At 69.9% G+C, this 23,483-nt stretch carries 23 protein-coding genes and 1 pseudogene; 13 read left to right on the top strand and 11 right to left on the bottom strand.

All coding sequences use genetic code 11. From position 1 onward, the window contains the following. Position 1: 1 nt before the first annotated feature. Positions 2 to 859 carry a DUF3109 family protein gene (locus AQJ91_RS31440; RefSeq protein ID WP_079085347.1) on the top strand — a complete coding sequence of 286 codons (858 nt, stop codon included), beginning with the start codon at positions 2 to 4 and terminating at the stop codon, positions 857 to 859. 28 nt (positions 860 to 887) lie between these two features. On the opposite strand, the gene AQJ91_RS31435 is transcribed toward AQJ91_RS31440, so the two are convergent. Beyond that, positions 888 to 2,609 carry a BACON domain-containing protein gene (locus AQJ91_RS31435; RefSeq protein ID WP_067028307.1) on the bottom strand — a complete coding sequence of 574 codons (1,722 nt, stop codon included), beginning with the start codon at positions 2,607 to 2,609 and terminating at the stop codon, positions 888 to 890. A 205-nt stretch (positions 2,610 to 2,814) separates the two neighbouring features. On the opposite strand from AQJ91_RS31435, the gene radA reads away from it, so the two are divergent. Both radA and disA read left to right on the top strand, forming a co-directional pair. Then, a complete protein-coding gene (gene radA / locus AQJ91_RS31430; protein WP_067028252.1) occupies positions 2,815 to 4,224 on the top strand; it encodes a DNA repair protein RadA in 1,410 nt (469 codons plus the stop codon). Between the two features lie 80 nt (positions 4,225 to 4,304). Next, complete coding sequence (gene disA, locus AQJ91_RS31425) at positions 4,305 to 5,429, top strand: DNA integrity scanning diadenylate cyclase DisA (RefSeq protein ID WP_067028250.1); 1,125 nt, start codon at positions 4,305 to 4,307, stop codon at positions 5,427 to 5,429. Between the two features lie 28 nt (positions 5,430 to 5,457). Here the strand turns inward: disA and AQJ91_RS31420 are convergent, their stop codons facing one another. Further along, positions 5,458 to 6,285: a hypothetical protein gene (locus AQJ91_RS31420; protein WP_079085345.1), complete on the bottom strand. Its 828-nt coding sequence runs from the start codon at positions 6,283 to 6,285 to the stop codon at positions 5,458 to 5,460. A 198-nt stretch (positions 6,286 to 6,483) separates the two neighbouring features. Then, positions 6,484 to 6,798, bottom strand: a complete 315-nt coding sequence (locus AQJ91_RS31415) for a hypothetical protein (protein ID WP_067028248.1) — start codon at positions 6,796 to 6,798, stop codon at positions 6,484 to 6,486. 121 nt (positions 6,799 to 6,919) lie between these two features. Here AQJ91_RS31415 and AQJ91_RS31410 point away from each other — a divergent pair, with 121 nt between their 5' ends. The 5 genes from AQJ91_RS31410 (at position 6,920) to cseC (ending at position 11,496) form a co-directional block, all read left to right on the top strand. Then, on the top strand, positions 6,920 to 7,846 hold the full coding sequence (locus tag AQJ91_RS31410) for an HhH-GPD family protein (protein WP_067028246.1): 927 nt from the start codon (positions 6,920 to 6,922) through the stop codon (positions 7,844 to 7,846). Positions 7,847 to 8,144: 298 nt separating this feature from the next. After that, positions 8,145 to 8,693, top strand: coding sequence for a SigE family RNA polymerase sigma factor (locus AQJ91_RS31405; protein WP_067028245.1), 549 nt, complete (start codon positions 8,145 to 8,147; stop codon positions 8,691 to 8,693). Between the two features lie 110 nt (positions 8,694 to 8,803). Beyond that, positions 8,804 to 9,394, top strand: coding sequence for a hypothetical protein (locus AQJ91_RS31400; RefSeq protein ID WP_067028303.1), 591 nt, complete (start codon positions 8,804 to 8,806; stop codon positions 9,392 to 9,394). A gap of 45 nt (positions 9,395 to 9,439) precedes the next feature. Further along, positions 9,440 to 10,144, top strand: coding sequence for a two-component system response regulator CseB (cseB, locus tag AQJ91_RS31395; protein ID WP_067028242.1), 705 nt, complete (start codon positions 9,440 to 9,442; stop codon positions 10,142 to 10,144). An 8-nt stretch (positions 10,145 to 10,152) separates the two neighbouring features. Then, entirely contained in the window at positions 10,153 to 11,496 is a 1,344-nt protein-coding gene (cseC, locus tag AQJ91_RS31390; RefSeq protein ID WP_067028240.1) for a two-component system sensor histidine kinase CseC, read from the top strand. A gap of 19 nt (positions 11,497 to 11,515) precedes the next feature. Here the strand turns inward: cseC and AQJ91_RS31385 are convergent, their stop codons facing one another. After that, on the bottom strand, positions 11,516 to 13,081 hold the full coding sequence (locus tag AQJ91_RS31385) for an MDR family MFS transporter (RefSeq protein WP_067028238.1): 1,566 nt from the start codon (positions 13,079 to 13,081) through the stop codon (positions 11,516 to 11,518). Between the two features lie 117 nt (positions 13,082 to 13,198). On the opposite strand from AQJ91_RS31385, the gene AQJ91_RS31380 reads away from it, so the two are divergent. Continuing rightward, positions 13,199 to 13,798, top strand: coding sequence for a TetR/AcrR family transcriptional regulator (locus AQJ91_RS31380; RefSeq protein ID WP_067028235.1), 600 nt, complete (start codon positions 13,199 to 13,201; stop codon positions 13,796 to 13,798). Here the strand turns inward: AQJ91_RS31380 and AQJ91_RS31375 are convergent. Then, the gene (locus AQJ91_RS31375; RefSeq protein WP_067028233.1) at positions 13,795 to 14,343 is read right to left on the bottom strand and encodes a M23 family metallopeptidase; all 549 of its coding nucleotides are present in this window, start codon (positions 14,341 to 14,343) and stop codon (positions 13,795 to 13,797) included. The genes AQJ91_RS31380 and AQJ91_RS31375 overlap by 4 nt on opposite strands. 382 nt (positions 14,344 to 14,725) lie before the next feature. On the opposite strand from AQJ91_RS31375, the gene AQJ91_RS56210 reads away from it, so the two are divergent. The 3 genes and pseudogenes from AQJ91_RS56210 to AQJ91_RS31360 all read left to right on the top strand — a co-directional run bounded on the left by AQJ91_RS56210 (position 14,726) and on the right by AQJ91_RS31360 (position 16,983). Beyond that, positions 14,726 to 15,340 carry an NACHT N-terminal Helical domain 1-containing protein gene (locus tag AQJ91_RS56210; protein ID WP_234383107.1) on the top strand — a complete coding sequence of 205 codons (615 nt, stop codon included), beginning with the start codon at positions 14,726 to 14,728 and terminating at the stop codon, positions 15,338 to 15,340. Then, a pseudogene (locus AQJ91_RS31365) lies at positions 15,337 to 16,180 on the top strand (PDDEXK nuclease domain-containing protein). The gene AQJ91_RS56210 and the pseudogene AQJ91_RS31365 overlap by 4 nt, the downstream one beginning before the upstream one ends. A gap of 155 nt (positions 16,181 to 16,335) precedes the next feature. Next, on the top strand, positions 16,336 to 16,983 hold the full coding sequence (locus AQJ91_RS31360) for an HAD family acid phosphatase (protein ID WP_067028229.1): 648 nt from the start codon (positions 16,336 to 16,338) through the stop codon (positions 16,981 to 16,983). A 76-nt stretch (positions 16,984 to 17,059) separates the two neighbouring features. Here the strand turns inward: AQJ91_RS31360 and AQJ91_RS31355 are convergent, their stop codons facing one another. After that, on the bottom strand, positions 17,060 to 19,585 hold the full coding sequence (locus tag AQJ91_RS31355; RefSeq protein ID WP_067028228.1) for an ATP-dependent Clp protease ATP-binding subunit: 2,526 nt from the start codon (positions 19,583 to 19,585) through the stop codon (positions 17,060 to 17,062). Between the two features lie 430 nt (positions 19,586 to 20,015). Between AQJ91_RS31355 and AQJ91_RS31350 the strand changes: the two genes are divergently transcribed. Then, the gene (locus tag AQJ91_RS31350) at positions 20,016 to 20,729 is read left to right on the top strand and encodes an SCO3374 family protein (protein ID WP_067028226.1); all 714 of its coding nucleotides are present in this window, start codon (positions 20,016 to 20,018) and stop codon (positions 20,727 to 20,729) included. A 36-nt stretch (positions 20,730 to 20,765) separates the two neighbouring features. On the opposite strand, the gene AQJ91_RS31345 is transcribed toward AQJ91_RS31350, so the two are convergent. The 5 genes from AQJ91_RS31345 to AQJ91_RS31325 all read right to left on the bottom strand — a co-directional run bounded on the left by AQJ91_RS31345 (position 20,766) and on the right by AQJ91_RS31325 (position 23,335). After that, positions 20,766 to 21,101 carry a histone-like nucleoid-structuring protein Lsr2 gene (locus AQJ91_RS31345; protein WP_067028224.1) on the bottom strand — a complete coding sequence of 112 codons (336 nt, stop codon included), beginning with the start codon at positions 21,099 to 21,101 and terminating at the stop codon, positions 20,766 to 20,768. Between the two features lie 224 nt (positions 21,102 to 21,325). Further along, the gene (locus tag AQJ91_RS31340; RefSeq protein ID WP_067028222.1) at positions 21,326 to 21,889 is read right to left on the bottom strand and encodes an amino-acid N-acetyltransferase; all 564 of its coding nucleotides are present in this window, start codon (positions 21,887 to 21,889) and stop codon (positions 21,326 to 21,328) included. A 9-nt stretch (positions 21,890 to 21,898) separates the two neighbouring features. Continuing rightward, complete coding sequence (locus AQJ91_RS31335; RefSeq protein WP_079085342.1) at positions 21,899 to 22,309, bottom strand: BlaI/MecI/CopY family transcriptional regulator; 411 nt, start codon at positions 22,307 to 22,309, stop codon at positions 21,899 to 21,901. A 153-nt stretch (positions 22,310 to 22,462) separates the two neighbouring features. Continuing rightward, complete coding sequence (locus tag AQJ91_RS31330) at positions 22,463 to 22,642, bottom strand: hypothetical protein (protein ID WP_067028218.1); 180 nt, start codon at positions 22,640 to 22,642, stop codon at positions 22,463 to 22,465. A 45-nt stretch (positions 22,643 to 22,687) separates the two neighbouring features. Next, the gene (locus tag AQJ91_RS31325; RefSeq protein WP_067028216.1) at positions 22,688 to 23,335 is read right to left on the bottom strand and encodes a hypothetical protein; all 648 of its coding nucleotides are present in this window, start codon (positions 23,333 to 23,335) and stop codon (positions 22,688 to 22,690) included. Between the last annotated feature and the right edge of the window lie 148 nt (positions 23,336 to 23,483).

Below are 23,483 nucleotides of genomic sequence, written 5' to 3'. Positions count from 1 at the left end.
CGTGCCAAAGACGAAAAAGGCGAAGGACGAGAAGGCTGACAAGACGGCCAAATCCACCAAGGGTTCTTCGCAGGCGAAGCCACCGAAGAAGTCGAGGAAGGCCCTGGAAGCCGACGAGAAGGGCCTCGACTTCGCGCGCGCGTGGGTGGAGTTCCCTGATCCGGCAGACGACGAGCAGGTCTTCCGGTGCGATCTGACATGGCTGACCTCTCGTTGGAACTGCATCTTCGGCAGTGGCTGCCAGGGCATCCAGGCGGGCCGCGCGGACGACGGGTGCTGCACGCTGGGCGCGCACTTCTCCGACGAGGACGACGAGAAGCGGGTCGCGGAGCACGTGGCACGGCTCACGCCGGAGGTCTGGCAGTACCACGACGAGGGCGTGGAGCACGGCTGGATCTCGGAGGACGAGGACGGCGACCGGCAGACCCGCCCCTACCAGGGCTCGTGCATCTTCCAGAACCGTCCCGGCTTCGCGGGCGGCGCGGGCTGCTCGCTGCACATCCTGGCCCTCAAGGAGGGCCGCGAGCCGCTGGAGACCAAGCCGGACGTCTGCTGGCAGCTGCCGGTGCGGCGGACGTACGAGTGGATCGACCGGCCCGACGACACGCGTGTGCTGCAGGTGTCGATCGGTGAGTACGACCGGCGGGGCTGGGGTCCGGGCGGCCACGACCTGCACTGGTGGTGCACGTCGGCGACCTCGGCGCACGGCGCGGGCGACCCGGTGTACGTGTCCTACCGGCCGGAGCTGATCGAGCTGATGGGCAAGGCGGGCTACGACCGGCTGGTCGAGCTGTGCGAGGAGCGGCTGGCCTCGCAGCTGCCGTTGCTGGCACCGCATCCGGCGGATCCGGTCGACTGATCCGCTGCTCCGCTGCTCCGCTGCTCCGCTACGACACAGCGGGGCTCGAGTCGCCGCTGTAGCTGGGCGGTGGCGACGGGCTCTCCGGGGCGGAGGACGAGGGCGGCGGGTCGCTGGGGGTCGGGTCCGGGTCGGACGGCGAGGGCGGCGGGTCGCTGGGCGTGGGGGCCGGGGTCGTGGGCGTCGGGTCGGGGGCAGACGAGGACTGGGGCGGGTCGCTGGGGGTGCCGGGGTCCGTGGGATACGACGGGGCGGGGCTCGGGGCCGTGCCGTAGCCCTCGATGGAGACGATGGCTCCGGCCGGTGAGATCGCCACGTGCGCGCTCCAGTAGCCGGACGGCTCGCGCAGATGGTCGACGTACGCCTTGATCGTCAACGTCGCACCGGGTGCGAGGGTTCCCGACGACCTGCTCAGGTAGAGCCAGGAGGCGCCGGTGGTCGCGGACCAGCGGACCGGGGCGTCGCCGGTCGCGGTGAGGGTGATCAGCGTGGTGTCGCCGCTGTTGCCGACCGCGACCTCCAGGCGGCCGACACCTTTCCGGCCGACGCCGGTGACGCTGATGACCTCCACGGACACGTCGGCTGAGCCGCCTTCACGAAGGCGCCGGTCGGGCCCGGTACTGGCGTTGCCGGCGTTCTCGTAGCCGGGGCTCGCCAACTCGCCGTCGAGACTGCTGGGGCCGTGTGCCCCGCCGGCGCTGGCCGAGTGGCCGTCCACGCCCTCGCCGGTCGGGGTGCCCCGGTAGGCGGCCCACAGGGCGAGCACCGGGGCCGCGACGACGGTGGCGACGACGGTCGTGGTGACGGCACGCGCGCGTAGGCGGTCCCTGCGGGCGGCGCGGTCCTTGGGGTCCATCGGGAAACCGCGCCGGTCGAAGCGGGGCACGGCGGCACCCCGCGCGCGCGGGTGGTGCGCCAGGGCGACGTGCAGGGCCGCGCGGGGCGCCTCCAGGACGTGCAGCTCGGCGGGGGCGAGGGTGACGCCGGGCCAGCGGCCGGGGACGGCGCGCTCAGCGGTGCGGCGGCAGCGCGGGCAGTCGTCGACGTGCCGGACCAGCTCGCGGCGCAGGGCGGTGCTGAGCACCAGCTGGTGGTCGCCGGCGAGGCGGGCGACGCCCGGGCAGGCGCCGGTCTCGACGACGGCCAGGGCCGCGCGCGTGCGCTCGACCTCGCAGGCGGCGGAGGCGAGCAGTTCGCGGGCGGCGGCCGGGTGCATGCCGAGGACGGCGGCGACCTCGTGGGCGGCGAGATGGTGGCGTACGGCGAGTTCCAGTGCCTCGCGCTGCTCCGGGGTGGTGCCGGCGGCCTCCGGCCAGGCGAGCAGGGCGAGTTCTCGCCGGCGCTGTTCCTGGACCTCCTCGGGGACGGACGGTCCGGCGGGCCGCTGCCGATGGGGGGCGGGCCGACCCGCCGCATGGGTGCCCTGACGTTTCTGCTTGGCCTCGGCCAGCTTGCGCAGGCACGCCCAGCGGGCCAGCGCGTACAGCCACGCCCTGCGCTCCGCGGCCGCCTCCGGGACCCGCTGGCCGCGCCGCTCGGCGAGCGCGAGGACGTCACCGAGGGCGGCGGTCGCCGCTTCGTGGTCGCACAGCACGGACAGGCAGTAGGTGAACATGCCGTCCAGATACGACTCGTAGCGCGCGGGCGACCGGTGCGCCAACGCGCGCGCCGCCGCACGGTCACGCGCCTCACGCTGCGCCCGGTGTGTGCCGGTGGTGCGGGTCGAGGTCTCCGGACTGCTGCTCATAATCCGTGGACCGTAGGGGGCGTGCGGAGGCGGCTTCTCCCCCCTTGAGCACATTTAATCCATACGGGTGAAACGATCCCTCATAAGGGGACAGGAACCTCCGGTTCCGCGGCTGTTTCGATGTGAGGCTGGATGGTTTGTGCCGGGTTGGGAGGTAGTGCGCCGTACCGGGCACGCGTTGTCAGCGCCGGGGGCTACGGTTCTCCGCATGGCTGCCCGTACCAAGACCACCAAGGACCGACCGTCCTACCGCTGCACGGAGTGCGGCTGGCAGACGGCCAAGTGGCTCGGCCGCTGCCCGGAGTGCCAGGCCTGGGGGACGGTCGAGGAGTACGGTGCGCCCGCGGTCCGCACGACGACGCCGGGGCGCGTCACCACCTCCGCCCTGCCCATCGGCCAGGTCGACGGCCGCCAGGCCACCGCCCGCTCCACCGGCGTGCCCGAACTGGACCGTGTGCTCGGCGGCGGCCTGGTCCCCGGCGCGGTGGTCCTGCTGGCCGGCGAGCCCGGCGTCGGCAAGTCCACGCTGCTGCTCGACGTGGCGGCCAAGGCGGCGAGCGACGAGCATCGCACCCTCTACGTCACCGGCGAGGAGTCGGCGAGCCAGGTCCGGATGCGCGCCGACCGCATCAAGGCCATCGACGACCACCTGTATCTCGCCGCCGAGACCGACCTGGCCGCCGTACTCGGCCACTTGGACGCGGTGAAGCCGTCCCTGCTGATCCTGGACTCCGTGCAGACGGTGGCCTCCCCGGAGATCGACGGCGCCCCCGGCGGCATGGCCCAGGTGCGCGAGGTGGCGGGCGCGCTGATCCGGGCGTCCAAGGAGCGGGGCATGTCCACCCTCCTTGTGGGCCATGTCACCAAGGACGGCGCCATCGCGGGTCCGCGTCTCCTGGAACACCTCGTGGACGTGGTGCTCAGCTTCGAGGGCGACCGGCACGCGCGCCTGCGTCTCGTGCGGGGCATCAAGAACCGCTACGGCGCGACCGACGAGGTCGGCTGCTTCGAGCTGCACGACGAGGGCATCACGGGCCTGACCGACCCGAGCGGCCTGTTCCTGACCCGACGTGCGGAGCCGGTCCCGGGCACCTGTCTCACGGTCACCCTGGAGGGCCGCCGCCCCCTGGTCGCCGAGGTCCAGGCGCTCACCGTCGACTCCCAGATCCCCTCCCCACGCCGTACGACGTCCGGTCTGGAGACCTCCCGCGTCTCGATGATGCTGGCGGTGCTGGAGCAGCGCGGCCGGATCAGCGCCCTCGGCAAGCGGGACATCTACTCCGCGACGGTCGGCGGGGTGAAGCTCTCCGAGCCCGCCGCCGACCTCGCCATCGCTCTCGCCCTGGCCTCCGCGGCCAGCGACACTCCCCTGCCCAAGAACCTCGTCGCGATCGGCGAAGTGGGCCTCGCGGGCGAGGTCAGACGGGTCACGGGCGTCCAGCGCAGACTCGCGGAGGCACACCGCCTCGGCTTCACGCACGCCCTCGTGCCGGGCGACCCGGGCAAGATCCCGTCCGGCATGAAGGTCCTGGAAGTGGCCGACATAGGGGACGCTCTCCGGGTCCTTCCGCGCTCGCGTCGCCGAGAGGCCCCACGGGACGAGGAGGACCGCCGGTAGACTTTGCCCAGGTCTCGCCCGTCCGTACGACCGATTGTGCGAAACGGGAGCACCCCAGAACCTGCGACCGGAGGAGTGCAGTGGCAGCCAACGACCGGGCAGCAGCTCCCGGAAAGTCCGGTGGGAGCTCCGGTGCCGATGGCCTGATGCGCGCCTCACTGAGCGCCGTGGCACCCGGCACGGCCCTGCGCGACGGCCTCGAACGGATTCTTCGCGGCAACACGGGCGGGCTCATCGTGCTCGGCTCCGACAAGACCGTCGAAGCGATGTGCACGGGTGGATTCATCCTGGACGTCGAGTTCACGTCGACCCGGCTGCGCGAGCTGTGCAAGCTCGACGGCGGCATCGTGCTCTCGTCCGACCTCTCGAAGATCCTGCGCGCCGGCGTCCAGCTGGTGCCGGACCCGACGATCCCCACGGAGGAGACGGGCACGCGGCACCGCACGGCGGACCGGGTGAGCAGGCAGGTCGGCTTCCCCGTGGTGTCCGTCTCACAGTCGATGCGGCTCGTCGCCCTCTACGTCGACGGCCAGCGCCGCGTCCTGGAGGACTCGGCCGCGATCCTGTCCCGTGCCAACCAGGCCCTGGCGACCCTGGAGCGCTACAAACTCCGCCTCGACGAGGTCGCGGGAACGTTGTCAGCGCTGGAGATCGAGGACCTCGTCACGGTCCGGGACGTCTCCGCGGTGGCGCAGCGCCTGGAGATGGTGCGGCGTATCGCCACCGAGATCGCCGAGTACGTGGTGGAGCTGGGCACCGACGGGCGGCTGCTGGCCCTCCAGCTCGACGAGCTGATCGCGGGCGTGGAGCCCGAGCGTGAGCTGGTCGTGCGGGACTACGTCCCCGAGCCGACGGCGAAGCGTTCCCGCACGGTCGACGAGGCGCTGTACGAACTGGACGCCCTCACCCACGCGGAGCTCCTCGAACTCCCGACGGTGGCTCGGGCGCTGGGCTACACGGGCTCGCCGGAGGCGCTGGACTCCGCGGTGTCCCCGCGGGGCTTCCGGCTGCTGGCCAAGGTGCCGCGGCTGCCGGGGGCGATCATCGACCGGCTGGTGGAGCACTTCGGGGGGCTGCAGAAGCTGCTCGCCGCGAGCGTCGATGACCTGCAGACCGTGGACGGGGTCGGGGAGGCCCGGGCGCGGAGTGTGCGGGAGGGGCTGTCCCGGCTGGCGGAGTCGTCGATCCTGGAGCGGTACGTCTAGGGCACGCAGGCGTCTGCCCCAGCGGTTACTAGTCGTTCTCCAGCACGAACGACGTCTGCGCCTTCGCAAACCCCGGAGCCTGTGCCTCCACCAGATACGTCCCCGCCCCTGCCGCCCCCGCCGGAGGCGTCGCGCACTCGGGAGCGCTCGGCTTGCGGTCCCACTGCACGGTGTACGTGATGCTGCTCCCGGCGGGCACCCGGTACAGCAGGCTGCCGGAGACCTTGGGGCAGTCGGCGGAGGACCAGTAGTCGTCGTCGCTGTCCGCCTGAGTGATCGTCAACACCGCGTGCTTCGGCCCGAGATCGACCTTGCAGTCGCTGCCGGAGGAGTTCGTCGCGGTCAGCAGCACCGCGGGCGTCTCACCGGGCTCGTACGCGTTGTGGAGGCTGCGCACGCTCAACTTCACGGCGCTCACGGTGCAGTTGGGCAGCGGAGAGCTCGCCGGAATCGTGTCGTCCCTGCCGACACCGCTGCCCGAGCCACCGCCGGCCGTGCCGCCACCCGAGCCGTCCGACCCGCTGGAGCCCCCGGAACCGGAGCCAGAGCCTGTGCCGGAGCCGTCGCCGGCCCCGTCCCCCGACCCGCTGGAATCCCCGCCCCCGGTCGACTCCTCGCGCCCGCCCGGGGCTTGACTGATCGCCGGCCCGGAACCGGTCGGCCCCGGTGTGATGGTCGAGGGCGAGGGATTCTTGTCGTCGGACCCGTTGGCGCCGTTCTTGCCGCCCCCGCCGCCCGAGGTGAGCACCCAGGTGATCAGCAGTGCCATCAGGGCGACCACGGACAGCATGACGGCCCTCCGTCGCCAGTAGATGGAGGAGGGAAGCGGCCCGACCGGATTGCGCAGAGATCCCACGGCGCAAACTGTACGAGAGATCGGCCGGTTCGCCCGTCCCACCCGCCGCCAACAGCCACAACTTTTCCGGATCATCATCCCGGAAACGCCGTCCCACCCCCTGTCTTTCGTCAGGTGGAGCACCTGACGATCGCAGGATGTGACCGTATCGGCCCGCCACCTACCGTCCGTGACCATGGACTTCGACGACGCCGGGCTCTACCGCGACATCACCGACACCGCACACAGTGACGGCGGTCCCGCTCGCCGCCACGACGACCGGACGGCGAGGGCGGGGCCGTAGGAGACGGTGAACAGGGCGGGGCCGGCGGCCAGGCCAAGGACGGCAACCGCGCCGAAGGCCGCCACCGGCTGCCGTCGCGCCACGGTGACCGCCGCCGCGAGCACGGCGAGTACTGCCAGTTGCGGCCAGAGGCCGTGCGGCTCGTTCAGGCCGAGCCCGTCCGCCGTGAGCGCCGGCAGTGCCGGCCCCGCCCAGAGCAGACAGCCCCGCAGGATCCGAGGACGTTCCATCCGCCCGACGCTACAAGCGACCGGCGGGTCGGCACTGTTGTCGATCGTCAGGCGCCGTCGTCCTCCCGGCGGGTGGCGGTACGCCCGGGTCGGCCTCCCCGCGTGGGAGGATCGGAACGTCATGACTGCGCCCACGAAGCCCCCGCACAGCAGCACCGGCGACGCCCTCCCCCTCGGAGAGGGCCTGCACGCCCCCGTCATCGACTGGTTCGAGGAGCACGCCCGGGATCTGCCGTGGCGGCGCCCGGAGGCCGGGCCGTGGGGGGTGATGGTCAGTGAGTTCATGTTGCAGCAGACGCCGGTGAACCGCGTCCTGCCCGTCTACGAGCAGTGGCTGGCCCGTTGGCCGCGCCCCGCCGACCTGGCCGAGGAGGCGCCCGGCGAGGCCGTGCGCGCCTGGGGCCGGCTCGGCTACCCACGCCGCGCGCTGCGGCTGCACGGTGCCGCCGTCGCCATAACGGAACGGCACGGCGGCGACGTACCGACCGACCACGCCCAGTTGCTCGCGCTGCCCGGCATCGGTGAGTACACGGCCGCGGCGGTGGCGTCGTTCGCGTACGGGCAGCGGCATGCCGTGCTCGACACCAACGTCCGCCGTGTCTTCGCGCGGGCCGTCACCGGTGTGCAGTACCCGCCGAACGCCACCACCGCCGCCGAGCGCAAGCTCGCCCGCGCGCTGCTGCCCGCCGACGAGCAGACCGCCGCGCGCTGGGCCGCCGCCTCGATGGAGCTCGGCGCGCTGGTGTGCACCGCCAAGAGCGAGTCCTGTCACCGCTGTCCCATCGCCGCCCAGTGTGCCTGGCGCCTCGCGGGCAAGCCGGAGCACGACGGTCCGCCGCGGCGAGGTCAGACGTACGCGGGGACCGACCGCCAGGTGCGCGGCAAGCTGCTCGCCGTACTGCGGGAGGCGCACGCGCCCGTGCCGCAGGCGGTCCTGGACCGGGTGTGGCACGAGCCGGTGCAGCGGGCCCGGGCGCTCGACGGCCTCGTCGCGGACGGTCTGGTGGAGCCGCTGGCGGGCGGGCTGTACCGGCTGCCGCAGAGCTGACGTACCGGGCCGGACCGACGCACAGACACATCACAGGGTCGACAGGCCCGTGACAGCTTCCGCCACACCCTCAACGACCAGGTCACCCGATACCACCCCAACTCGGCGCTCCCATTTACCCCTTTCCTGCTTCCGTTACACAACCGACGGACAGCCGAGCGCTGGCCGCAGGCTGCTTCGGACAGGCCCGTGACAACGCCTCCGTAGCTTCATCTCCGTGCCCGACAGGCACGGATGAGCACGGATCACACGGGCGGCGAACAGCCGTTCCGGGTACGGGGAATCGGAGGCGGTCAGCATGGCGCAGGGAGAGGTGCTCGAGTTCGAGGAGTACGTCCGCACCCGGCAGGACGCGCTGCTGCGCAGCGCCCGCCGGCTGGTCCCGGACCCGGTCGACGCCCAGGACCTGCTCCAGACGGCGCTGGTGCGGACGTACCACCGCTGGGACGGCATCGCGGACAAGCGGCTCGCGGACGCCTATCTGCGCCGGGTCATGATCAACACCCGGACCGAGTGGTGGCGGGCCCGGAAGCTGGAGGAGGTGCCGACCGAGCAGCTCCCGGACGCCTCGGTCGACGACGCCACCGAGCAGCACGCCGACCGTGCCCTGCTGATGGACATCATGAAGGTGCTGGCTCCCAAGCAGCGCAGTGTCGTGGTGCTGCGACACTGGGAGCAGATGTCCACGGAGGAGACGGCCGCCGCCCTCGGCATGTCGGCCGGAACGGTCAAGAGCACGCTGCACCGGGCGCTCGCCCGGCTCCGCGAGGAGCTGGAGAGCAGGGATGACGACGAGCTCGGCGCACGCGCGCTGGAGCGTGAGGAGCGGGAGCGTTGCGCGGCCTAGGCACGAGGGCCACCGGCACCGGGCACGGGGAGGGGGATCCCGACCGCAGCGGATCCGTCCGGCCCGGGACCGCACCGGCCCCAGGGAGTCATCAGGCGGTGTTCACGGCGATGGCCGTGTTCGCCGCCCTCGCCCTTTTCGTCTCGGCGTGCGCCACCGGCGGCACCGGCGCCCGCGACGAGGGCCCGGCCCGTACCGATCCCGTGGCGGGCGGCGTAGTGGCACCGTCGGCCTCCCTCTCCGCGTCCCCGGCGAAGCGCGTCGACGCGGTCGAACTGGTCAAGCGGGACCCGCGGGTCTCGGCGGAGGTGAAGCGCGGTCTGAAGCCGTGCGCCGCCGACAAGTACCCCGTCGACGTGTACTACGGCAACATGACCGGAGGCTCGGCGGACGACGTCGTCGTCAACGTGCTGACCTGCGGGGACGTGGTCGGTGTTGGCTCGTATGTGTATCGCGAGCAGGACGGCGCGTACGTGAACGTGTTCACGGCCGAGCAGCCGCCGGTCTACGCGGAGATCGACCGCGGCGACCTGGTGGTCACCAAACAGCTGTACGAGGATGGCGACCCGGTGTCGAACCCGTCCGGTGAGGACGTGATCACCTACCGCTGGACCGCGGGCCGCTTCGTCCAGACACACTTCTCGCACAGCGAGTACGGCACTGTCGTCCCGGACGAGGCGACGCCGGAGCCCGGTAACTGAGCACCTGGGACATACGTGAGACACACGAGGACTGAGAGCGGCGGGATGGCAGACCAGACCCACGTCCTGTTCGTCGAGGACGACGACGTCATCCGCGAGGCCACCCAGCTCGCCCTGGAGCGGGACGGTTTCGCGGTCACCGCGATGCCCGACGGGCTGTCGGGGCTGGAGGCGTTCCGGGCGGACCGGCCCGACATCGCGCTGCTGGACGTCATGGTTCCGGGGCTCGACGGGGTGAGCCTGTGCCGGCGCATCCGGGACGAGTCGACCGTGCCGGTGATCATGCTGTCGGCGCGGGCCGACTCCATCGACGTCGTGCTCGGCCTGGAGGCGGGCGCGGACGACTACGTCACCAAGCCGTTCGACGGTGCCGTGCTGGTCGCGCGGATCCGGGCGGTACTGCGCCGGTTCGGGCACGCGAACGGCGGCGACCGGGCGGACGACGCCGGGGCCGCGGCGGCCGGCGGCATGCTGACCTTCGGCGACCTGGAGGTCGACACCGAGGGCATGGAGGTGCGCCGGGCCGGGCAGCCGGTGGCGCTCACCCCGACCGAGATGCGGCTGCTGCTGGAGTTCTCGTCGGCGCCCGGCACGGTGCTGTCGCGGGACAAGCTGCTGGAGCGCGTCTGGGACTACGGCTGGGGCGGGGACACCCGCGTCGTCGACGTCCATGTGCAGCGGCTGCGTACGAAGATCGGCCAGGACCGCATCGAGACGGTCCGCGGCTTCGGCTACAAGTTGAAGGCCTGAGCAGGGGTATGCGGGGGATCTTCCGGCGTCTCGTCCCGTCCGGCGTGGACCACGACGGCATGCGCACGGGACTGAAGTGGAAGCTGAGCGCGGCGATCGCGCTGGTCGGCGCGCTGGTGGCGGTCGCGCTGAGCCTGGTGGTGCACAACGCCGCCCGGGTCTCGATGCTGGACAACGCGCGCGACCTCGCGGACGAGCGGATCCAGCTGGCCCAGCTCAACTTCGACCAGTCCGACCGGCCGAACTTCCCGAACGTCGGCATCGACGACCCGGATCTGCCGGCGGCACTGCGGGCCAAGGTCGAGGAGGGCCGCCGGGCGACCTATGTGACCGACGGCGCGGACGGCGAGCCGGACATCTGGGCGGCGGTGCCGGTCAAGAACGGGCATGTGCTGTCCCTGCACACCGGGTTCACCGAGCGCGGCGACGATGTGATGCGGGACCTCGACCAGGCGCTGGTGATCGGCTCCATCGCGGTCGTGCTGGGCGGCAGCGCGCTCGGTGTGCTCATCGGCGGGCAGCTGTCCCGGCGGCTGCGCAAGGCGGCGGCGGCGGCGCACCAGCTGGCCAGGGGCGAGACGGACGTACGGGTGCGGGACGCCATCGGCGGGGTCGTGCGGGACGAGACCGACGACCTGGCGAGCGCGGTGGACTCGATGGCGGACGCGCTGGTGCAGCGCATCGAGGCGGAGCGCCGGGTCACCGCGGACATCGCGCACGAGCTGCGCACACCGGTGACGGGGCTGCTGACCGCGGCGGAGCTGCTGCCGCCCGGCCGCCCGACCGAGCTGGTCCTGGACCGGGCGAAGGCGATGCGCACGCTCGTCGAGGACGTCCTGGAGGTGGCCCGGCTGGACGGGGCGTCCGAGCGGGCCGAGCTGCAGGGCATCATGCTGGGCGAGTTCGTCGCCCGGCGGGTGGCGGCGAAGGACCCGGCCGTCGAGGTGCGGGTGGTGCACGAGTCGGAGGTCACGACCGACCCGCGCCGCCTGGAACGCGTCCTGTTCAACCTGCTGGCCAACGCCGCCCGGCACGGCAGGCCGCCCATCCAGGTCACCGTCGAGGGCCGTGTCATCCGGGTCCGCGACCATGGCCCCGGCTTTCCCGAGAACCTCCTCGCCGAGGGCCCGAGCCGCTTCCGCACCGGCAGCAGCGACCGGGCCGGCCACGGCCACGGCCTCGGCCTGACCATCGCGGCCGGCCAGGCGCGGGTCCTGGGCGCCCGGCTGACCTTCCGCAACGTACGCCCGGCCGGCGCGCCGGAGCACGTGCCCGCGGAGGGCGCCGTGGCCGTCCTGTGGCTGCCGGAACACGCGCCGACGAACACGGGGAGCTACCCGATGCTGCCGTGACCGCCCTGGACGAGGTGTCTCAGACCGGCTCGCTCACCGGCATCTGAACCCGCTCCTCCTCCTCCTTCGGTCCCGCCCCCTTGAGCGGCACCTCCTTCACGAACACCGCCGCCGCCAGCGAGACCACCGCCACGACAGCACCCAGCAGAAACGCCGAGTGCGTCCCCGCGGTCACCGCGTGCTGATACGCCTCCCGCGCCACCGTCGGCAGCTTCGCCAGGCTCGCCGCGTCCAGCTGCGCGGACGTCTCGGTCACCTTGGAGCCCAGCGCCCCGGCCCGCTCGGCCATGACGTCCTGGACCCGGTGGTTGAACAGCGCGCCCATGATCGCGACGCCGAACGACGATCCGAGCGTACGGAAGAGAGTCGCCGACGAGGACGCGACGCCCATGTCCTTCATCTCGACGCTGTTCTGCGCGACCAGCATGGTGATCTGCATCAGACAGCCCATGCCGAGACCGACGACGGCCATGTACACACCGGAGGTGAGCCGCGAGGTGTCCGTGTCCATCGTCGACAGCAGGTACAGCCCGGCGACCATCGCCACGCTGCCGACGACCGGGAACACCTTGTACTTCCCGGTGTTGGTGGTCACCCGGCCCGCCACCATCGAGATGACCAGCATCGCGCCGAGCATCGGCAGGAGCAGTAGCCCGGAGTTGGTCGCGGAGGCGCCCTGCACCGACTGCTGGTACAGCGGCAGGAACAGCGTCGCCCCGAACATCACGAACCCGGTGATGAACCCGATGACGGACATCAGCGTGAAGTTCCGGCTGCGGAAGATGTGCAGCGGCACCACCGGCTCCGCCGCCTTGGTCTGCCAGAACACGAACCCGATCAGCGAGGCGACCCCGATCCCGGTCAGCTCCATGATCCGCGCGGACGTCCACGCGTACTCCGTGCCACCCCACGTGGTGACGAGCACGATCGCGGTGATGCCGACCGTCAGCAGCGCCGCCCCGAGGTAGTCGATCCGCGCCTGGGCCCGCTTCTTCGGCAGGTGCAGGACGACACTGATCGCGGCGAGCGCCACCACACCGAGCGGCAGGTTGATGTAGAAGGCCCAGCGCCAGCCCCAGTTGTCGGTGATGGTCCCACCGACCAGCGGCCCGCCGATCATCGCGAGCGCCATGACGGCGGCCATCATGCCCTGGTACTTGCCCCGCTCCCGCGGCGGAATCAGATCGCCGATGATCGCCATGACGCCGACCATCAGACCGCCGGCGCCGAGCCCCTGGACGGCCCGGAAGCCGATGAGCTGTCCCATGTCCTGGGCCATGCCGCTCAGCACGGAGCCGATCAGGAAGAGCACGATCGAGCTCATGAAGACGCCCTTGCGCCCGTGCATGTCGCCGAGCTTGCCCCAGAGCGGAGTGGAGGCCGCCGTGGCGAGCGTGTAGGCGGTCACGACCCACGACAGGTGTTCGAGGCCGCCCAGCTCGCCCACGATCGTCGGCATCGCCGTACCCACGATCATGTTGTCGAGCATCGCCAGCATCATCGTGATCATCAGCGCGAGCAGTACGACCCGTACGCTCCTCGGCTGTTTCTCCGCGCCTGTGTCGACCGCCTGTGTGTCCGCCATGACTCCCACTCCCCCAGCTACTTACTTGCCGCCCGGCTAGTTGTCTACACTGGGAACGTAGAGGCGTAACTAGCCGGGCGTCAAGTAAGTTTTTAGGAAAGCGCGAGGAGTACGACGATGGGTGGCACCATGGACGGCACCAAGCAGCGGCGCCGCGGGAACACCCGCCAGCGCATCCAGGACGTAGCGCTCGAGCTCTTCGCCGAGCAGGGTTACGAGAAGACCTCCCTGCGCGAGATCGCCGAGCGCCTGGACGTCACGAAAGCGGCCCTGTACTACCACTTCAAGACGAAGGAAGAGATCCTCGTCGGCCTCTTCGAGGACCTGACGAAACCGATCGAGGACCTGATCGAGTGGGGCAGACAGCAGCCCCACACCCTGGAGACCAAGCAGGAGATCGTACGCCGCTACAGCCAGGCCCTGTCCGACGCGGCCCCGCTGTTCCGCTTCATGCAGGAGAACCAGGCGACGGTACGGGAGTTGAGCATCGGCGAGATGTTCAAGAGCCGCATGCTCGGCATGCGGGACATCATCATCGACCCGGACGCGGACCTGACCGACCAGGTCCGCTGTATCAGCGCCCTGTTCACGATGCACGCCGGCATGTTCGTCATGCAGGACATCGAGGCCGACCCCGAGGAGAAGCGCAGGGCGATCCTCGAGGTCGCGACGGACCTGGTCACCCAGGCCCACATGGGCAGCCGCCGAACTCCTTAGAGGGTCACGCCCTTGGAGCGCAGGAAGGCGACGGGGTCGATCGAGGACCCGTAGTCCGCGGTCGTACGGATCTCGAAGTGCAGGTGCGGGCCACTGGAGTTGCCGGTGCTGCCGGACAGGCCGACGCGCTGACCGGTCTTGACGACCTGGCCGACCTTCACCTCGACGCGCGAGAGGTGCGCGTACTGGGAGTAGGTCCCGTTGCCGTGCTTGATGACGACGGCGTTGCCGTACGCCGGCCCGTCGCCGGCGCCGTTGCCGCCGGCCTTGGCGACGGTGCCGCCATGCGTGGCCACGACCGCGGTACCGCTCGGCACGGCGAAGTCCTGCCCGGAGTGGGTGGACTTCCACATGCTGCCGGACTGGGCGTAGCCGGCGGACAGCTTGTACTTCTTCACCGGGTCGACCCAGGAAGCGGTCTTCCCCGCGGCGGACGCGACACCGGCCCCCAACACGACTGACGCGCCCACAGCGGTGGCCACGACAGCCACGCGGGTGCGGAGCATGGACGTACGGGAGAAGCGGGACGAGACGCGCGAAGACATAGGAACCTCATGGGGACGGGGGCAGAAAGACCACCCGGGACGCGAGCGGCCGCCGGGTGGGCCATTCCTTGGTAACCCCGACCCCCACGAACCACAAAAGCCGCGATCTACGACGGAACCTAGTACTTCATCCCAAAAATCACCTATCCTTCACAGAAGGCTCATCAAGCCCATCCGGGATGAATCCGCCCAGGACGCAGAAAACCGTCTCGGAGTTCCGGGGTAAAAGTTCTTTTGCCTGAACCACCCTCTCCACTATCCGCCCTAGTAACGGACAAATCGCCTGTGCGGCATGTCACCGGCCGCCGAGATCGGGGGACCCCGGGATGTGACGGGGACTACTCTGCTGCCCTGCACAGAAGCGGGCTCAGGGGGAGGCCAAGTGGATCCTGCGGTCATCGGGGGCAAGCTGGCGTCGAGCGCCATCGGGCCGTTGATCAAGAAGCTGTTCGTGTCCCAGGGCGGTCCGGGTGCGGGGCTCGTGGACAAGCCCGTACGGCTGTCCGCCCCGGTGTCCTTCCGGGGCGAGAAGCGCACGCTCGGCCAGAAGGAGTTACGCAAGCTCGCCCGACAGCTCGTGGAGCGTGCGGCGCGCGAGACACGCGAGGCGCCGCTGGACGAGGCCGAGCTGGAGGCCGTCACAGACGCCTTGGAGCTGACGCTCTACGCTCTGGGCAATCTGGAACTCGACGACATACAGGCCGTTCGGCTGGGCCACGAAACGCTGGCCAACATGCTCTACGTGCAGGCAGGCGGTCGCGAGCTCGTACGGTTCTTCAGCGAGGACTCCGTATCCCTCTACTCCCAGCTGCTGACAAGCTCCTGCCTGCACATCGTGCACTTCTGCGCAAGCCTCACCCCATGCACAAGAACACCAAGGAGTCCGAGGCGGCCGTCCCCGCCCAACTGGGTTCCCTGCCGTCCTGGTACGGCGATCTCCTCGGCGAGGTCAGAGAGACGGTCGCCGGCTCACGCCTGCGCGCACAGCGGGCCGTGAACACCGAACTCGTCCGGATGTACTGGCAGATCGGCAAGCTGATCCTCGCCCGCCAAGAGGACGAGGGCTGGGGCACCAAGGTCGTAGGAAGGCTGGCGGCGGACCTGAAAGCGGCCTTCCCGAACCTGCGCGGCTTCTCCCGCAGCAACCTGATGTACATGCAGAAGATGGCTCGCACCTGGCCGGACCCAATTGTCCAACAGCCTGTTGGACAACTGCCCTGGGGCCACATCACCGTCCTCATGGACAAACTCGAAACCCGCTCCGAGCTGGACTTCTACACCGCCGAAGCCGTTCGCAACGGCTGGTCCCACGCCCTGCTGGACCGCTTCATCCACCAGAGCCTGCACCTCGCCCAGGGCTCCGCCGCCACCAACTTCGAAGTGACTGTCCCCGATGACTCCGCGGGCCTCAAGGAGCTTGCCCGGGATCCGTACCGCCTCGACTTCCTCGGCCTCGACGAGCACCATGCCGAGCACGAACTCGAAGAGGCGATCGTCGCCAACATGGTCCGCTTCCTCACCGAACTGGGCGTGGGCTTCGCCTTCGTCGGCCGCCAGTACCGAACACGTCGGCAAGCTCAACTTCTACGTGAGCGTGGTCGACCAGATGGTGCGCGACTCACAGCGCGACGACAGCACGATCGGCTTCCTCATCGGAACCCGCCACAACAAGGCCGCTGTTCAGCTCGCCCTGGACGCCAGCGCCAACCCGCTGGCCGTGACCAACTACTCGACGCTCTCGCCCGCTGACCGCGAACTCGTCCCCACGGAAGAGGACTTGTCCCGCATCGTCCAAGCGGCCATCGACCACATCGGCGAGCGGGCACCGGACCACTGACTTCCGTGTGACTCTCGCCACAACGACACGCCGAGTGGTATGAGCCACATCTCAACGTGAACTACCGTCCGGTAACCCGCTGGTTCCCCGCAAGCCATCCCCACCCACGAGCATGCCCACGACACAGGCAGCGCTCGGATGCGAGAGGACCCCACATGACCAGAGGCACCTGGACGCGCCGCATAGGCACGACCGCCGTCGCGACGATCGCCGTCACGGCGATGGCCGTGCCCGCCGACGCCCAGGCCGCGACGGCCACCACCTCCACCATCGCCACCGCCACGGCCGCAGCCGCAGCCGCAGCCGAGGACGTCGACTACGCCACCTGGCAGGTGGACTGCCAGGCCGTGATGGACCAGGCGCTGCCCTACCTCAAGCAGCGCATCGCGAACACCGGGCCGGGCGAGAAGCAGGCGATCGTGTTCGACATCGACAACACCACCCTGGAGACCGACTTCGGCTTCAGCTACCCGCAGCCCGCCAACAAGCCGGTGCTGAACGTCGCCAAGTACGCCCAGGAGCACGGCGTCGCCCTGTTCTTCGTGACCGCCCGCCCCGGCATCATCTACTCGGTGACCGACTACAACCTCAAGAACGTCGGCTACCGGGTCTCCGGCCTCCACGTCCGCAGCTTCATCGACCTCTTCAAGGACGTCGCCGAGTACAAGACCGCCCAGCGCGTCGCCATCGAGTCGAAGGGCTACACGATCATCGCGAACATCGGCAACAGCGCCACCGACCTGTCGGGCGGCCACGCCGAGAAGACGTACAAGCTGCCGGACTACGACGGCCAGCTGTCGTAAGCCGCGCTCTCAGGCATGCGAAAGGGGCCGGTGCTGGAAAGCACCGGCCCCTTTCTTCGGCTCAACCCGCTGAGGGTCAGGCCTCCTTGCTCAGGTTCGGCCCGGCACCGCCGGCCGCCTGCTCGATCGGCGGGACGTCGGGCAGCGCCGACTTCTCCTCACCGCGGAAGGTGAAGGTCTGGGTCTCGCCCTCGCCCTCGGTGTCCACGACCACGATGTGACCGGGGCGCAGCTCGCCGAACAGGATCTTCTCCGACAGCGAGTCCTCGATCTCGCGCTGGATGGTGCGACGCAGCGGACGCGCACCCAGCACCGGGTCGTAACCCTTCCTGGACAGCAGTTCCTTGGCGGACTGGGAGAGCTCGATGCCCATGTCCCGGTCCTTCAGGCGCTCGTCCACCTTGCCGATCATCAGGTCGACGATCGCGAGGATGTCGTCCTGGGTCAGCTGCGGGAAGACGACCACGTCGTCGACGCGGTTGAGGAACTCGGGCCGGAAGTGCTGCTTGAGCTCGTCCGAGACCTTGTTCTTCATGCGCTCGTAGTTGGTCTTCTTGTCACCCGAGGCCGCGAAGCCCAGGTTGAAGCCCTTGGAGATGTCCCGGGTGCCGAGGTTGGTCGTCATGATGATGACCGTGTTCTTGAAGTCCACGACCCGGCCCTGGGAGTCGGTCAGGCGACCGTCCTCCAGGATCTGCAGCAGCGAGTTGAAGATGTCCGGGTGGGCCTTCTCGACCTCGTCGAAGAGGACGACGGAGAACGGCTTGCGGCGGACCTTCTCGGTCAGCTGGCCGCCCTCTTCGTAGCCCACGTAGCCGGGGGGCGAACCGAAGAGACGCGACACCGTGTGCTTCTCGCTGAACTCCGACATGTCGAGGGAGATCAGCGCGTCCTCGTCACCGAAGAGGAACTCGGCGAGCGCCTTGGACAGCTCGGTCTTACCGACACCGGACGGACCGGCGAAGATGAACGAACCACCGGGACGCTTCGGGTCCTTGAGGCCCGCACGCGTACGACGGATCGCCTTCGACAGCGCCTTGACGGCGTCGACCTGGCCGATGACCCGCTTGTGGAGCTCGTCCTCCATGCGCAGCAGGCGCGAGGACTCCTCCTCGGTCAGCTTGAAGACCGGGATGCCGGTGGCGGTCGCGAGGACCTCGGCGATCAGCTCGCCGTCGACCTCGGCGACGACGTCCATGTCGCCGGCCTTCCACTCCTTCTCCCGCTTGGCCTTGGCGGCCAGGAGCTGCTTCTCCTTGTCGCGGAGAGAGGCGGCCTTCTCGAAGTCCTGCGAGTCGATCGCGGACTCCTTGTCGCGGCGGACGCCGGCGATCTTCTCGTCGAACTCGCGCAGGTCCGGCGGCGCGGTCATCCGGCGGATGCGCATCCGGGAACCGGCCTCGTCGATCAGGTCGATCGCCTTGTCCGGCAGGAAGCGGTCCGAGATGTACCGGTCGGCCAGGGTGGCGGCCTGGACCAGCGCCTCGTCCGTGATGGAGACGCGGTGGTGGGCCTCGTACCGGTCACGGAGTCCCTTGAGGATCTCGATCGTGTGCGGCAGGGACGGCTCGGCGACCTGGATGGGCTGGAAGCGGCGCTCGAGGGCCGCGTCCTTCTCCAGGTGCTTGCGGTACTCGTCCAGGGTGGTGGCACCGATGGTCTGGAGCTCACCGCGGGCCAGCATCGGCTTCAGGATCGAAGCGGCGTCGATGGCGCCCTCGGCGGCACCCGCACCGACCAGCGTGTGCAGCTCGTCGATGAACAGGATGATGTCGCCGCGGGTGCGGATCTCCTTGAGGACCTTCTTCAGGCGCTCCTCGAAGTCACCGCGGTAGCGGGAGCCGGCGACCAGGGCGCCGAGGTCCAGGGTGTAGAGGTGCTTGTCCTTGAGGGTCTCGGGCACCTCGCCCTTGACGATGGCCTGGGCCAGGCCCTCGACGACGGCGGTCTTGCCGACGCCGGGCTCACCGATCAGGACCGGGTTGTTCTTCGTACGGCGGGACAGCACCTGCATGACCCGCTCGATCTCCTTCTCGCGCCCGATGACCGGGTCGAGCTTGGACTCACGAGCGGCCTGGGTGAGGTTCCGGCCGAACTGGTCGAGGACCAGGGACGTCGAGGGGGTGCCCTCGGCAGGCCCGCCGGCGGTGGCGGTCTCCTTGCCCTGGTAACCGGAGAGCAGCTGGATGACCTGCTGCCGCACCCGGTTGAGATCTGCGCCCAGCTTGACCAGGACCTGGGCGGCGACGCCCTCGCCCTCGCGGATCAGGCCGAGCAGGATGTGCTCCGTGCCGATGTAGTTGTGGCCCAGCTGAAGGGCCTCGCGGAGCGACAGCTCCAGGACCTTCTTGGCACGGGGGGTGAAGGGGATGTGCCCGGACGGGGCCTGCTGCCCCTGCCCGATGATCTCCTCCACCTGCTGGCGGACCGCCTCGAGCGAAATCCCGAGGCTCTCAAGGGCCTTGGCGGCGACACCCTCACCCTCGTGGATCAGGCCCAGGAGGATGTGCTCGGTGCCGATGTAGTTGTGGTTGAGCATCCGGGCTTCTTCCTGAGCCAGGACGACAACCCGCCGCGCGCGGTCGGTGAACCTCTCGAACATCGTTAATCGCTCCTCAGAGCGGTCAGGCAGTGGGGGGAACTTCCCCTCCCTGTCCTTCCGCAGCTTAGTCCCGCAAGCGGGGACCGCTCATTCCAACTGCCGACACCGTCGATGGCCTCCTGACCCCGAACGCCGACATCTGCTCCAACCCGATGGTGCGAGACGATGTTCCCGCAGGCCAGGCAGTTATCCCCGTCATCAGTACGCCGATGGCGAACGTGAGACGGCCTGATCTGCGTGTCGACCCCTCCCACTAGGGATGTCTTACCCGCTGGGACTGACACTCCATGCCGCGCGCACCGGTTCCCTCCGCTACGGGCGAACATCCTTGCGTCCCGCCGCGCCCCCGCACGCACCCTTTTCCGGCACTCTGCGCATCCGCGAGAGCACTCAGCGTAACTCGCACGCCTTTCCGACGGTTGCACTTGGCATGGTTGGCACCCTTCCCACGGTCACCACGGTCCCCCTTCCCCGCCGCCCTGTCGATCCCGACCATCCCAGCGACGGGATCCGCCGCTGGTACGAGAACGAACTGGGCTGGCCGACGGTGCCCGGGAGGCCGGACACTCCGGTACGACTTTCCGTGGGCGTGCACTACGACGTCCTGGACGTCCCCGCCGAGGCGGGCCACGCCGCCCTGCGCCATCTGCTGCCGGGTTCCCCGGTGGCCGTCCAGGCCGGCCGGTTGCGGATCCTGATGGCCGCGGGCAGCGCGGACGACCTGCCGACGGTGCTGGACTGGCTGGAGTGGGGCAAGCTGGCCGTCGACCTGACGGCGATCGGCGAGGGCGGGACCATGGACGCGCCACTGCCTCCGGAGCCGGGGCCGGGCGCGGTCGTACGGCGTCCCGCGGCGCCGCATCCGGACGGGCTGACGGCCGTGGGGCAGGCCGCGGTCGCGCGGTATTCCTGTGCGGCGGGGCAGACCGGAGGGCGGCCGCTTCCCCTGGGCCGCTCCGGTGCCTTGCAGGGGGCCGCCGTGTGGCTGCGGCCCCCCGAGCCGGGGTGCGAGGTCGAGGCCTCGCTGCCGACGCTGTCGGCCATGGGAGGCGTTGGGGGCGCCCCCGATCTCGTACGGGTTCTGCACACGGTGGCCACGCACTGCCACCGCCTCCGGCTGCGGCGCGCGTGCGCCCGGCCGTAGAACCGCTCGAACCGTCAAGGCCTTCAGGCCTCGCGATCAGGCGTTGGCCTTCTCGTAGGCCTCGCGAATGGACGCCGGGACACGGCCGCGGTCGTTGACCTCGTAGCCGTTCTCCTTGGCCCACGCGCGGATCTGCGCGGTGTCCTGGCTGCCGCCGGACGTGACGCGCGCCTTTCCGCGCCCACCCGAAGCACGGCCTCCGGTACGACGACCGCCCTTCACGTAAGCCTCGAGAAGACCACGGAGCTTGTCCGCATTGGCAGTCGTGAGATCGATCTCGTACGTCTTGCCGTCCAGCGCGAACGTCACCGTCTCGTCCGCCTCGCCGCCGTCGAGGTCGTCGACAAGAAGGACCTGAACCTTCTGTGCCACCGGATTTCCTTTCATCGATAACTTCAGGGCCGGGGTCTGCGGCGTCCGCCGTTTCGCCGTCCCCTGTTATATGCAGTACTGCAGTACGTCGGAAAGCAAACCGCTTTTGCTTGAAAAACACAAACCCCTGGGAGAGACCTGCTCCCCGGCCCCGGCCCGGAAACATGCGCGTTTCGGACATAGGGAACCCGGGCAGGGGTGCTCGGCGGAATATGCCTTGGCGATCACAGGTGCAGAAGCATGCGGCTGTTGCCCAAGGTGTTCGGTTTCACTCGTTCGAGACCGAGGAACTCCGCCACGCCCTCGTCATAGGAACGCAGCAGCTCCGCGTAGACATCGGTGTCAACGGGCGTCTCGCCGATCTCGACGAAGCCGTGCTTGCCGAAGAAGTCCACTTCGAAGGTGAGACAGAAAACGCGACGAACGCCGAGCCAGCGCGCGGTCTGCAGCAACTTCTCCAGAACGCGATGCCCGACACCGGCACCCTTGAGGCCGGGCTTCACGGCGAGAGTGCGCACTTCCGCGAGGTCTTCCCACATCACGTGCAGGGCGCCGCAGCCGACCACCTCGCCGTTGTCGTCCCGTTCCGCGACCCAGAACTCCTGGATGTCCTCGTAAAGCGTCACCGTGGCTTTGTCGAGCAGGATGCGAGCGCGGACGTACTCGTCAAGGAGACGGCGCACGGCCGGGACATCGCTGGTGCGGGCGCGGCGGACGGTGAGGGCTTTTGCGGTGACTTCTGGGCTCTCCGCCGAGGAGCTCTCGGCGGAGTGGCTCTCTGCTGACATGAGCGGACGCTATCGCCCGCCGCCCTCCGCCGCCGAGTCAGGGTTCTCCGTACCGGCCGTATCCGGCGTATCCGGTCCCTGGACGATGCGTACGGCGTCCCGCAAGGCGTGGCGCTGTTCGTCGCTCATCATCCCGAAGAAGGCGACGAGAGCGGCGGCGGGGTTGTCGCTCTGGGACCAGGCGTCGTTCATCAGGGCGGCGGCGTAGGCGGCGCGGGTGGAGACCGCCTCATATCGATAGGCCCGGCCTTCCGCTTCGCGGCGTACCCAGCCCTTCTGATGAAGATTGTCCAAAACGGTCATCACCGTGGTGTACGCGATGGACCGTTCCTGCTGGAGATCTTCCAGGACTTCTCGAACGGTCACCGGGCGGTTCCACTTCCACACCCGCGTCATGACCGCGTCTTCGAGTTCTCCCAATGGGCGAGGCACAACTCGACACAATAGTGGGAGATCTCGGTATTGGCGTGCCGAACGTGCACTTCACCGACAAACGGCAACAAAAAGGGCGTACGACCCGAAAGCGCGGTGGGCGCGGGAGTCCTACGCCGGTGCTGCGGGCGGCCGCCGGTGTCAGGCGTCCGGCGCGGCGGAGGCCTGACGGGCCCCCTCCGCGCGCGCGAGAGCGGCGTCGACGGCCGCGTCCTCCTTGGCCTTGTTGGCCCCGCCCTGGGTCTTCACGATCACCCTGATCACACCGATGAAGAGCGCGGCCATGACGACCGGGGGCAGGAGCGCGGAGACGTAGTCCATGCGTCCAGGGTAGCCAGAGGGTGGTCGGCGGTCAGGGGTGGGGGCTCAGCCTGCGGCGAGTTGCTGGGGTGGGGCCGCGGGTGGCGGGGTCGCCGGTCTGCGGCGCGGGAAGACCTCGCCGGGGGTGGGGATGGGGCGGGACGGCTTGGGCTCGGCGGGGGCGGGCTTGGGGGCGGCCGGCTTCTCCGCGGGTTTCTTCTCCGGCCGCTTGGCGGGGTCCTGGTCCCGGGACGAGGCGCCGGAAATGCCTCCAGGAAGGGCCAGGAGGCGTGTACGGGATGCGGGGACGGTCGCGGTGGCCGGGGTGACCTGGCGGGCCGTACCGCGCGCGAGACGGGCACAGACGCCCTGTTCGGCGAGCATCTGGCAGCGGTTCAGCAGGGCGGCCGCGACGGGGTTGCCGCGCAGCGCCTGGAGTGCGGCGAGGTCGTCCGGGTTCGGGCGGTACCCCGCGCCCAGCGCCTCCTCCAGGAGGGCCAGATAACCGGCGGCGGTGCCGGGAAGGGCGGCGCGGTACCGGGCGAGGTCGGCCACCAGGAAGGCACGCAGCCGGGCGCCCTCGCGCATCGCCTCGTCGAGGGACTCGGCGAGGCGAAGGCAGTCCTGGACGTCCTCGGCCGAGGCAGGGGTCGGGTTGAGGGCAAGGGCGAGAGCACGGCGGAGCACGCGCAGCTCCTCCGCGCCGAACGCCATGCCGCCGCGGGATCCGTATGGCGTGGGCATGCGGCGACGATACGCGCTAATCAGACAAACGAGGCACAGGACAACGGGTGTGGCGCGGGAGCCACTCGGCTGGGGGTGACCCGGGTCCGGATCGACCGAGGTGCGGCCGCTCCGGGGC

This window comes from Streptomyces dysideae (genome assembly GCF_001514305.1).
Lineage (GTDB): Bacteria > Actinomycetota > Actinomycetes > Streptomycetales > Streptomycetaceae > Streptomyces > Streptomyces dysideae.
The sequence above is the reverse complement of the archived record's forward strand: the minus strand, read 5'-3'. Positions and strand labels throughout refer to the sequence as shown.